The sequence below is a fragment of the Xenorhabdus ishibashii genome (assembly GCF_002632755.1).
Classification (GTDB): Bacteria; Pseudomonadota; Gammaproteobacteria; order Enterobacterales; family Enterobacteriaceae; genus Xenorhabdus; species Xenorhabdus ishibashii.
Genome location: NZ_NJAK01000001.1, coordinates 58,910 through 69,692, shown reverse-complemented (window position 1 = coordinate 69,692; position 10,783 = coordinate 58,910). Strand labels below are relative to the sequence as shown.

Sequence of the window (10,783 nt, the reverse complement as noted above, 5' to 3'; positions counted from 1 at the left end):
ATGGGTTGTATATTTTTTGATTATTTGTATAAAAAATATTGATATAAAAGTTGGAGGGAAGAGCTTTTGAATCGAGTCAGGAAGTTAGGTTTCTGCACATGCAATCAATATTGAAGTAAATTGAATAACCAATTATTGTTTATTGATTAAATTGTGTAGCGTTTGCCAGAGCGGGCTTTGTTGTGCCAGTTGACGCTGCTCCTTAAGCATATTCTCAAGTATTGCCAACGTGGTCAGAGGATTTGCCAGCACGACACGCAAAACGGTTGTTGGCTGTCTGGCCCATTGCACGGGATTGAGAGTGGTATGTGAAACAAAAGATTTTCCCGCAGTCCACTGCATCGCTTGGATATTCTGGTTCAATACATTAATGAATTCATGCAGTTGTTGTTTCACCTGTTCTGAACCTTCCCGTAATGCCGGTAATACCTTTGGTGGCACATACCGATAGGTCAACAGACAAAGCTGTGGCTCACTGATTAACTCAAAATCTTCTTGCTGGCGGATGAGATCGGCAAATTGTTGCGCTTTCTCAATGCTTGCATCTATCAGGCCAGCTAATCTTTGGCGACCAAGCAGATGGAAGTTACTGTGTAACATCAGCGATATTGCACTGCGTGAACCTTCCAAAGTATGACGTCCCAGATCCTTCGATCCTTTGCGCACAATATAATTAGCATGCTGGGCAATGGCGTTGGTCAGGGTAGGTTGACGGAACAACACCATACCTGCTCCTACGGGTACATACATTTGCTTATGAGCGTCGATCGTCACTGTATCAGCACGTTCGATGCCCGTAAGTAAGTGCCGGTAGCGTTCGGATAGTAAACTCGCTCCGCCCCAGGCGGCATCAACATGAAAATGGCACTGCTCCTGTTCAGCGATATCCGCCAGAATGTCCAGTGGATCAATAGAACCGGTTTCTGTGGTACCCGCTATCCCGACAATAGCCATAGGTTTGATATTGCGCTGGCGCAGTTTCTGTAATTGTATGAAGAGGGCATCAATGCAAATCCTGCCATCTTTGTCGGTATCCACTTTTATCAGGGCATCTTGCCCTAATCCAAGGATATCTACCGTTTTTTTCAGCGAATAGTGTCCCAGTTCCGATACCAGAATGGCTAAGCCACTATAGCCATAGTGAATCAGCCCTCTGGCTAATCCCTCACGTGCAAGGCCAGCAAAATCCCCGTCGGCTGGCATAAGCTGGTTTCGGCACGCCCACATGGCGGTTAAATTCGCCACAGTTCCGCCAGAACAGAAGGTCGCCAGAGCGTGGTCACTGTTGTGAAGCCACTGCTTATAGAAAGTTTCATCACAGTGGTATACCAACTTGTGCATCATGCCCAGAACCTGGCGTTCCAGCGCAGTTAAAATATGTGATGTTTCCAGTTTGACCAGATTTTGATTCAGTGCTGTCACTATCTTGCCGAGTGCAGGCAAATGTCTGGGAAGAGCTGATGTCATGTGACCAACAAAGGTGGGGGATGATACAGGCACAACCTGATTGAGGATATTTTCGCTTAGATGCTGGACATACGCCCCAGCATCAACCGGAGATTCAGGGATAATTACGGAAGAAAACTGGTTTTCAAGCTCCGCCAATTTGTGGATGGGGGTGTTTAACTTGTGAAGACAGTAAGTGACAGGGTCACCAGCAATTTCTGTTTCCAATTTGGCCAGATCTTCCTCACCAATACAGGAAATAAACTGGTCAAGTAGTGCCTGCCATTCTTGCGCATCCAGACAGTGAGTATTAAGCGTTTTTTTATCCGCTTCATCGTGATCCAGATTGTCAGGAAAATACCGCATAGTTTGCCTCTTTAGGGTCACTCATCATATCGAACATGTTTTTCTCCCACATACGGTTCAATAACTTTGGGATCAACAATTTTTTCCATAGGCGGGTTTAATATCATATTATAGATATCAATCAACTCTATTATTGTTCCAATATGGTTGGCTGACTTGAGGGTATTTCCTTGCTGGTTACAACTGTAGCCTGCCAGATGGCTAAAATAAAGCTTGCTTAATATTCCGGGGCATGCGTTAATAGTCTGGTCGGTTTGAAAGACAGACCTCATACAAAGCAGTTTATTAAAGCAATTCTCATTTCCAGGCGTTATCCCAGATATCCCCTTCTTTTTGAGTTTCTCCATTAAGCGCTAAGTAGTTTCTGTACATCAGGCCATGTTTGCCTAAAAGGCTCAATAAAAGGAAATATCGCATGTCTAATAAAATGACTGGAATAGTAAAGTGGTTTAATGCAGATAAAGGCTTTGGTTTTATCTCCCCTACAGATGGAAGCAAAGACGTGTTCGTGCACTTCTCAGCTATCCAGAGTAATGACTATCGTACTCTGTACGAAGGCCAGAAGGTCGAGTTCTCTATCGAGAAAGGTGCCAAAGGTCCGGCAGCAGCAAACGTTGTGCCAACAGCATAAGGCCTTCCCTGAATCCCTTTCTCTGCGATAACGAAGACGGCTTCCGGCCTGAGTGGACAGAATGACGGGATGTCAGAATATTTTCAGTTGCCGGTATGGTTGTATCCATACCGGCAACTGAATAAACACAGCAGATCGGTATATCTAACTGCATTTCTATCAGAGAAGGAATGTATACCGGAACTCCCGCCCCAAAAAAGTTGCCGTCATTCCGCTCCAATCCCGCCATAAATACATCCAAGTCGAAGTTATTCAGTGACTTTGTTAATCATGGTCATTACCTGTTTTTAATTCCTAAGCAGACGCTTTTTCAAAAAGTTTGGGGTTATAAATGGATTATTTGTAACCGACCATTTCACCGCCAATAGACGGTGATGATTAGAACTTATAACAATTCGAATGCTCGTTTAATGACCTCATCGGAATAAGGTTGTTGGCCATTTTCCATTTGAATAATAGACTTAACCAGTCGGCGCATTGTGGCAACATTTTCTACATCCACCACGGCACTACTGGTTACGCCAACTGATTGACACACATAAGCAATATAACTTTCGGTATTATTTTCATTCGGTGGTGCCCAGCGAGAAATAAACTGACGAATAGTATTATCCCCGTATTTGCGTTCATAATTACGCAGAATTTTTAGCATCGCCCGTATACCATATTCCGGTGCCACAAATTGACAAAATGAAGTATCTGTCTGGATATCACGCAAACCCCGCCATTTATCACCATGACGGATATTGCCGGGGTTGTGGTTACGAATCCCTCTTGTCATGGTTATCTCCTAAACGTTTATTGATGGCTCGAATAGCAAACTCGCGTAGCTTCTCTACGCCAATAAAACCAACGGCACCGCCGAGAGCAGGTGAAATACTGTTTGGAATACCAAATAGTTCCAGTCCGCTGGAAAACCCCCACGACAACGCTCCACATAGTAGCGGTTCGACCCAGCGATTTTTCCGTTCCACACCGTCATAAATAAGCCGGCCGTAACAAATCATGACGGCCAAAATAGAGCCAGAAATTTGCGGCCAAGCGTTTCTTAGACCGTTTAATAAATCGGCCCATAAATCAGGATGTTCTTTCATTACTATTCCCATAATTTAATGATAGGCATCACAGAAGCAGAGTTTTCAACACTGACTTAATGACGTCCCGTACTCTTCCATAGTAACGCTGGTAAAGAAAATCCACATGGTGACGCTATTGTGCCCTGGCTCTTACTAACCCTAGAAACGCCAAATTTTTTGGCGTACAAAAAATAGACAGAATGAAGGGAAATTGCACAAACTCAAATAGGCACTATATTAATCAGTGTGATTTTTAATAAGAAAACTATATTTTTATAAATAGTTAATTATCAATATTATATTGTTGATAATTTTTTGTTATGGCTTATTTGGCATCGATAAATTTTCCTGTTCGTATCAACTATTCGATGGTCATTGCCAAGTCACTCTGAATTTATCCTGTTAGCTCAAGTAGATATAGAGTAAGGAATAATGTCATGAAAGTATTGATAGCAGAAAACGAAGTGGGTACAAGATATCATAGTCACTACGTGGAAAATGCTGTGCATAGGTTGGCAGATAAATTAATCGAGAAAGATGTAGATGTTGTTATTTCTGAGTCTTTTGATGATAGTTATACAATAATTTCGGCCAATGAACCGTTTGATTGCTTAATGATAAGCTGTGCACTCATCGATGATGATTTATATCTTCAAATACAGAAACTACTCAATAAATTATTTGAACGACAGGAAAATGTGCCGGTCTTTTTGTTAAGTGATCGGGAAAAAGCGGTATTTTTGCTAAATCATGAATTACTTGAACAATTAACTGAATTTGCCTGGATATTGGAAGATTCTGCGGATTTTATTGCTGGCCGTGCCATTGCAGCCATGCAGCGTTATCGTCAACAATTATTTCCTCCTTTAATGTCAGCATTGATGAAATACAGCCGAACCTATGAATATTCCTGGGCGGCGCCTGGGCATCAAGGCGGAGTCGGATTTAATAAAACACCCGTTGGCCGCTTTTATCATGACTATTATGGGGAAAATCTCTTCCGTACCGATATGGGAATTGAACGAGCTTCATTGGGTTCGCTATTAGATCATTCCGGTGCATTTGGTGAAAGTGAAAGAAATGCCGCCAGAGTATTTGGTGCAGATCATTCTTATTCTGTCGTGGTGGGAACGTCAGGCTCTAACCGCACGATTATGCAGGCTTGTATGACCGAAGATGACGTGGTCATCATTGATCGAAATTGCCATAAATCCATTGAGCAAGGGCTGATACTGACAGGCGCCAAACCTGTTTATATGCTGCCGAGCCGTAACCGTTATGGCATCATTGGACCCATCTACCCGCAGGAAATGCAGGCTAAAACATTACAGAAAAAATTGAAACAAAATCCACAGCTCCAAGGCATGGCTAATCAGAAACCTGTTTATAGCGTAGTGACAAACTGTACCTATGATGGTGTCTGTTATAACGCCAGGCAGGTGCAGGAGTTATTAGATAAAAGTGTCGATAGAATACATTTTGATGAAGCATGGTATGGTTATGCGCGGTTTAACCCCATTTACCATGATCATTTTGCCATGCGCGGAGACCCGAAAAACCACTCTGGGCCGACAGTTTTTGCTACCCACTCATCTCACAAGTTGTTGAATGCACTATCTCAAGCCTCCTTTATCCATGTACGGGACGGACGCAAGCCCGTGGAGTTTTCAAGGTTTAATCAAGCCTACATGATGCATGCAACAACGTCTCCTCTGTATGCGATTTGCGCTTCAAATGATATCGCGGTTTCAATGATGGATGGCAATAGCGGCTACTCATTGACTCAGGAAGTGATTGAAGAAGCGGTTGATTTTCGTCAGGCATTAGCGCATTTGCATCGAAATTTCAGTAAGAAAGGGGATTGGTTTTTTAAACCCTGGAACCAAGAAAAAGTGACAGATCCTGCGACTGGTAAGAAAATAGCTTTTGAGGATGCCCCTAAGGAATTACTGACGAAGGAGCAAAGTTGCTGGGTAATGCGTCCGGGAGACAGTTGGCACGGATTTGAAGATTTGCCTGATAACTGGAGTATGCTTGATCCGATTAAAGTCAGCATATTGGCTCCGGGCATGGGGGATAATGGTAAGTTGAAAAAACAGGGCGTGCCGGCAGCATTAGTCACCGCATGGTTAAGTCAGCATGGTATCGTACCAACCCGTACCACAGACTTTCAAATTATGTTCCTGTTTTCAATGGGGATCACCAAAGGAAAATGGGGCACATTACTTAACACCTTGTTGTCTTTCAAACACCATTATGATGCTAATACGCCTTTGAATAGAGTTTTGCCAGATTTGGTAGAGCAGCACCCAGAGGTATATGAGCATTTAGGATTAAAAGAGTTAGGCGATAAAATGTTCGATTATTTACGGCAGAATAATCCGGGTGAAAAACTGAATCGGGCATATGCGGGTTTACCTAAAATGGAAATGACTCCGCGAGCCGCTTATCAGGCCATTGTGACCAATCATGTGGAGATGGTGGCACTGGACGATTTACCTCATCGTATTGCTGCGAATTCTATCATCCCATATCCGCCTGGTATTCCCATGCTGCTTTCAGGCGAGAACTTTGGTGATAAAACCAGTCCTCAAATTGGATATTTACACGCATTACAAAAGTGGGATCACGAATTTCCTGGTTTTGAGCATGAAACGGAAGGCACAGAGATTATCGACGGCATTTATCACGTCATGTGTATAAAAAAGTGAAAATGGGAAGATAAATTATGGCTATTGTTTCAGAGGCAAATGTTTCAGAGGCAAAAAAAGTCGGATTGATCCCCGTTACCCTGATGGTTGCGGGTAACATCATGGGATCGGGCGTTTTTCTTCTGCCAGCCAGCCTGGCTTCAACCGGAGGTATTGCGATCCTTGGCTGGCTGGTGACTATCATTGGTGCCGTGGGGTTATCGATTGTCTATGCGAAAATCTCCTCACTGGATGACAGTCCAGGCGGTTCTTATGCCTATGCACGACGAGCCTTTGGCCCTTTTTTAGGCTATCAGACTAATATTTTATATTGGCTGGCGTGTTGGATCGGTAATATCGCAATGGTTGTGATTGGCGTTGGTTACCTGAGTTATTTTTTCCCCATCCTGAAAGATCCCATTATTTTAACCATCACTTGTACAGTCATACTGTGGATATTTGTCATTTTGAACATTATCGGACCACATGTTATTACCAGAGTGCAAGCGGTAGCGACAACCTTAGCGTTGATTCCGATTGTAGCAACCGCCGTATTGGGTTGGTTCTGGTTCAACGGTAAGACCTATATGGATGCGTGGAACGTCAGTGGATTGAATACCTTTGGCGCCATTCAGAGTATCTTAAACGTAACATTATGGTCTTTTATTGGTGTTGAAAGTGCTTCTGTTGCTGCTGGTGTGGTTAAAGATCCTAAGCGTAACGTGCCGATTGCGACTATTGGTGGTGTGCTTATCGCGGCCGTCTGTTATGTTCTGTCCAGCAGCGTGATTATGGGCATGATCCCTAACGCGGCGTTGAAAATCTCATCGTCACCTTTTGGTGATGCTGCCCGATTGGCATTGGGTGATACCGCTGGAGCCGTGGTTGCATTTTGTGCTGCGGCAGGCTGTTTGGGATCATTAGGAGGCTGGACATTGCTTGCAGGGCAAACAGCCAAAGCTGCCGCAGACGATGGGCTGTTTCCTTCAATCTTTGCCAAAGTGAACAAAGCAGGGACTCCGGTTGCGGGTTTGTTGATCCTAGGGGTTCTAATGACGATTTTCCAACTCAGTAGTATTTCGCCAAATGCAGCGAAAGAATTTGGGTTGGTCTCTTCCGTTTCGGTTATTTTTACCCTGATACCTTACCTGTATACCTGTGCAGCTCTGCTGCTAATTGGTCATGGTCATCTTGGGCAAGAAAAAACGCGATATATCATCATTACGTTTATTGCCTTCATTTATTGCATCTGGGCGGTTTTAGGGACTGGAGCAAAAGAAGTGGTATGGACACTCGTTGTTATGATGGTGATAACGGCGATGTATACCTTTAACTACAATACGAAACATCCTGTCCCTTTTCCATTAGATAAAAAAGATTAATTCCGATTTTAGGGTGTCACATATTTTGGTGCTGTCATTACAGCACCTTTTTTTTGATCAAAAAACATTCGCAATTTGTGATCTTGCCCTAATATTCACGCTTCTGCGTGTAGTATTTAAATAACAAAGGAAATGATTTCATACTGGACTCAGATGGTAAGGCTTTACCTTGCAGATTGTTATCTTTCTTTGTGGAGAAATAAGATTATGAAAAAATATATATTACTCATACCGATAATGGTGGCTTAGGGTTGTTCGGCTTGCGTAAACGATACGAAAATAACAAAGGCAACACATTCTTTAAAACCTGACAATATTGTTCATAAACCACTGATTTTCAGAACCGGCGACATGAAGGAATGTGGGTCTGGTTATGTGGTTTGGGGCATGGTCAAATGGTGCAATTTTTAGATGATGAAAAGGGACATGAATGTGACAGATGGGGTGCTGACCAACATAGAGGCCCGAAATTCAATTCAGTACAAACCTGGTTCCCATAATCGTAAATCATTTTTCTGGTTTATCTGAAAATTGATAAAATTTCAAGTGAGGAACATTTAATGAGAATTTTAAAACTCTTTTATTTATTATGCGCTTTATTTTTATACATAGCACAATCTTATGCTCAGCCAGCAATTGATAGAGTTTACCGAATGGATTCTCGCCCTCTGGAATGCATCATCAGAGATGGAGGATTTCTTCCCCTCGGAACGAATGATGACGTTGTGCAGCATGTTCAGTCGGTCAATCTGGAAGGGCATAGGATTGGCCGGTCAGCATTTGTGGCAACGTCTACCGATCGAGAGTTTGCTTTTGAGTGGGGCGCCGATTTTGATAATGAGCATCTGCCATTTTACATTTATGACATACGGCCAACCTCTAATTTTTATAGTGTGCTTTTATCATTTCAGCACCGTTATCGGCAGACAGGTGATAGCCGTTATCAACGTCTGATTGATACTTTTGGGTATCAGGCAGAATATGTGGCACTTGGTGGTATTGGTCTCGAACAAGTTTATGGAGTGCAGGAGTATGTGTATGATGAAGGGGAAGAAGATTATGTTGAAAGGGGGGCTTATATACCTAATACATTGTACCGAGATGTTCAAACAGGACCTAATACCGGCCCTTATATACAGCACACCCAACCACAAAATGAAATAATCACATCTTTATCTTATTGTGTTCTTAATCTGTCTCTCCCGCGTTATTCTGCTCGTCTTACAGCCACTACTCACGATAAGTACCCATTCTTAAAAAAATTAAAAAGATGTCATGACAGCTTATCGATAATCGCTTTTTTAGACTCCACTATTTTGTAATAGTATTCAATTTAATTTCACTCCACCTGTTCTAAGGTGGAGTGATTAGTTCTGGATTAATAAGACGATTTTTGAGCAGAAGTAGTAACATTTTATGCTTATTATCTTAATCAATAAGGTTTATGGAATAAATTATCATTCGATGTAATAGACAATTATGAGTTTATCTGGCTAATCTCTATCAATAAATCTGAATAGGAGCTAACATGTTTAGGTGTTAGATAACTCACAGTAAGTTTTCCATATTTCAATATACTAGAAGAAATCAGGATAACTTGGTATTTCGGTAAGTAGGAGCGTGCATATGTACAAAACTATTTTAGTACCAGTAGATATTTCAGAAGAAGATCTAACCAATAAGGCTGTTGGCTGCGCTCTTAAAATCGCCAGAGAAACAGGAGCCAAATTACATTTTTTACATGTATTACCCATCTCATCGGCGATTATTAATGCTTATGCACTAGGCTATATGGAAATTAAGGATAAGGCGACTATCAAGGCAGAACAAGACTTGAAAAAGTTGGTTGATTCCATTGAATTACCAAATCATCAGATCTCCTATTCAATTGCATTTGGTTCACCAAGAGACGAAATCACTGCTACAGCGGATGAAATTGGCGCTGATCTGATCGTTATTGGCTCAAGACGACCTAATATCACGACTCATCTGTTGGGTTCCAGTTCTGCTGGGGTTGTCAGATATGCAAAAACATCGGTATTAGTAGTACGGTAACTATTGGTAGTGATAATGATAATCTGTTGATTTTGTTGCTTTTAACTAATGCTCAATAACTAGCGGTTATATCCGATTACAGGGGAGTATGTATGTATAACACGATTTTAGTTCCAATTGATATTGCAGAAGATATATTGACTGATAATGCAATCAAACATGCTGAATATTTGGCAAAAATATCTAATGCAAAGGTTCACCTTTTTCACTCTGTGCCAGATATTTCCCGATTTTCCGTGAATTATAGTTACCACTATGATTTATTGAGTGCTTTTGCCAAAAAAGCAATAGCGAATTCTGAAGAGGAACTGAAAAAAGTCATAGAACGAATCGATGTACCTAAAGATAGGGTATCATTCTCTGTTGCCTTTGGCTCTCCACGGGATAAAGTGTTGTCTACAGCGCGTGAGATTAATGCAGATTTGATTATTGTCGGATCTCGCCGGCCTGATATTTCAACTCATTTACTGGGTTCAAATGCGTCGGGTATTGTAGGATATGCTAATATCTCTGTTTTGGTTGTGAGATAGTCAGCAGCAACTGGATAAAGTTAATTATTTTCGATAAACCTGTGCATGAACATATCACGGTTATTTTTTAATAATGAACCCATTATCTAATAATGGATAATGGGTTATTTGAGTTATAGCAAACTTATAGAAAATTTTGGTTAATTAATCAGAAAACGAATTCAGCGTAATATCTAACTGATTCTTACCAGCAATTATAATTTGAATTTGTAAATTGTTTTCTGAACTGTTAGTGGTAATGATGGTTACTTCTTCATTGCCTGAATATTTCTTTACAACTTCCAGCAACTCTTGCTCAAGTTGTTCAGTTTTAGTGCTAATGTTAATGGCCATTTATCCTACTATATTCAATTAAATATTTTAGAAATACCTTGATATTACCTGAATAAAAAGGGTCTAATAGTTTAATGATGTTTATGTTTTATCGCTTAATATGCCGATAAAATAGGTTAATCGGTGTATTAAATCATATTACTATCAATTTATTCAAATAATATATTGACGTTTTCCTAATCGTTAAAAAGAAATCGAAAAATAATATTTGTCATTGTATGGTGTTGTCAGGCAGGATAATAAATGGATGTTATGCACAATAAATAAATAGGTA

10 protein-coding genes are annotated in these 10,783 nt (G+C 41.1%); 6 read left to right on the top strand and 4 right to left on the bottom strand.

The window, feature by feature from the left end:
* Nucleotides 1-132: 132 nt before the first annotated feature.
* A complete protein-coding gene (gene panP / locus Xish_RS00450) occupies nt 133-1,812 on the bottom strand; it encodes a pyridoxal-dependent aspartate 1-decarboxylase PanP (protein WP_099116233.1) in 1,680 nt (559 codons plus the stop codon).
* A 415-nt stretch (nt 1,813-2,227) separates the two neighbouring features.
* Here panP and cspG point away from each other — a divergent pair, with 415 nt between their 5' ends.
* Nucleotides 2,228-2,443, top strand: a complete 216-nt coding sequence (cspG, locus tag Xish_RS00440; RefSeq protein ID WP_074025031.1) for a cold shock protein CspG — start codon at nt 2,228-2,230, stop codon at nt 2,441-2,443.
* 385 nt (nt 2,444-2,828) lie between these two features.
* Here cspG and Xish_RS00435 read toward each other — a convergent pair whose 3' ends face one another.
* Entirely contained in the window at nt 2,829-3,224 is a 396-nt protein-coding gene (locus Xish_RS00435) for a structural protein (RefSeq protein ID WP_099116231.1), read from the bottom strand.
* Entirely contained in the window at nt 3,205-3,537 is a 333-nt protein-coding gene (locus tag Xish_RS00430; RefSeq protein ID WP_099116230.1) for a phage holin, lambda family, read from the bottom strand. The genes Xish_RS00435 and Xish_RS00430 overlap by 20 nt, the downstream gene beginning before the upstream one ends.
* Nucleotides 3,538-3,956: 419 nt before the next feature.
* Between Xish_RS00430 and adiA the strand changes: the two genes are divergently transcribed.
* The 5 genes from adiA (at nt 3,957) to Xish_RS00405 (ending at nt 10,176) form a co-directional block, all read left to right on the top strand.
* Complete coding sequence (gene adiA / locus Xish_RS00425) at nt 3,957-6,230, top strand: arginine decarboxylase (RefSeq protein WP_099116229.1); 2,274 nt, start codon at nt 3,957-3,959, stop codon at nt 6,228-6,230.
* 17 nt (nt 6,231-6,247) lie between these two features.
* Nucleotides 6,248-7,591 carry an arginine/agmatine antiporter gene (gene adiC / locus Xish_RS00420; protein ID WP_099116228.1) on the top strand — a complete coding sequence of 448 codons (1,344 nt, stop codon included), beginning with the start codon at nt 6,248-6,250 and terminating at the stop codon, nt 7,589-7,591.
* A 560-nt stretch (nt 7,592-8,151) separates the two neighbouring features.
* Nucleotides 8,152-8,913 (top strand): enterotoxin A family protein, encoded by a 762-nt coding sequence (locus tag Xish_RS00415; RefSeq protein ID WP_099116227.1) that lies wholly within the window; start codon nt 8,152-8,154, stop codon nt 8,911-8,913.
* A gap of 304 nt (nt 8,914-9,217) precedes the next feature.
* Nucleotides 9,218-9,646 carry a universal stress protein gene (locus Xish_RS00410; RefSeq protein ID WP_099116226.1) on the top strand — a complete coding sequence of 143 codons (429 nt, stop codon included), beginning with the start codon at nt 9,218-9,220 and terminating at the stop codon, nt 9,644-9,646.
* Nucleotides 9,647-9,738: 92 nt separating this feature from the next.
* Nucleotides 9,739-10,176, top strand: a complete 438-nt coding sequence (locus tag Xish_RS00405; protein ID WP_099116225.1) for a universal stress protein — start codon at nt 9,739-9,741, stop codon at nt 10,174-10,176.
* Between the two features lie 144 nt (nt 10,177-10,320).
* Here Xish_RS00405 and Xish_RS00400 read toward each other — a convergent pair whose 3' ends face one another.
* Entirely contained in the window at nt 10,321-10,509 is a 189-nt protein-coding gene (locus Xish_RS00400) for a hypothetical protein (protein ID WP_244185859.1), read from the bottom strand.
* Nucleotides 10,510-10,783 lie beyond the last annotated feature (274 nt).

Excerpts from the sequence above, each read along its gene's own strand:
- panP (WP_099116233.1), bottom strand. The coding sequence starts at position 1,812 with ATGCGGTATTTTCCTGACAATCTGGATCACGATGAAGCGGATAAAAAA.
- cspG (WP_074025031.1), top strand. The coding sequence starts at position 2,228 with ATGTCTAATAAAATGACTGGAATAGTAAAGTGGTTTAATGCAGATAAA.
- Xish_RS00435 (WP_099116231.1), bottom strand. The coding sequence starts at position 3,224 with ATGACAAGAGGGATTCGTAACCACAACCCCGGCAATATCCGTCATGGT.
- Xish_RS00430 (WP_099116230.1), bottom strand. The coding sequence starts at position 3,537 with ATGAAAGAACATCCTGATTTATGGGCCGATTTATTAAACGGTCTAAGA.
- adiA (WP_099116229.1), top strand. The coding sequence starts at position 3,957 with ATGAAAGTATTGATAGCAGAAAACGAAGTGGGTACAAGATATCATAGT.
- adiC (WP_099116228.1), top strand. The coding sequence starts at position 6,248 with ATGGCTATTGTTTCAGAGGCAAATGTTTCAGAGGCAAAAAAAGTCGGA.
- Xish_RS00415 (WP_099116227.1), top strand. The coding sequence starts at position 8,152 with ATGAGAATTTTAAAACTCTTTTATTTATTATGCGCTTTATTTTTATAC.
- Xish_RS00410 (WP_099116226.1), top strand. The coding sequence starts at position 9,218 with ATGTACAAAACTATTTTAGTACCAGTAGATATTTCAGAAGAAGATCTA.
- Xish_RS00405 (WP_099116225.1), top strand. The coding sequence starts at position 9,739 with ATGTATAACACGATTTTAGTTCCAATTGATATTGCAGAAGATATATTG.
- Xish_RS00400 (WP_244185859.1), bottom strand. The coding sequence starts at position 10,509 with ATGGCCATTAACATTAGCACTAAAACTGAACAACTTGAGCAAGAGTTG.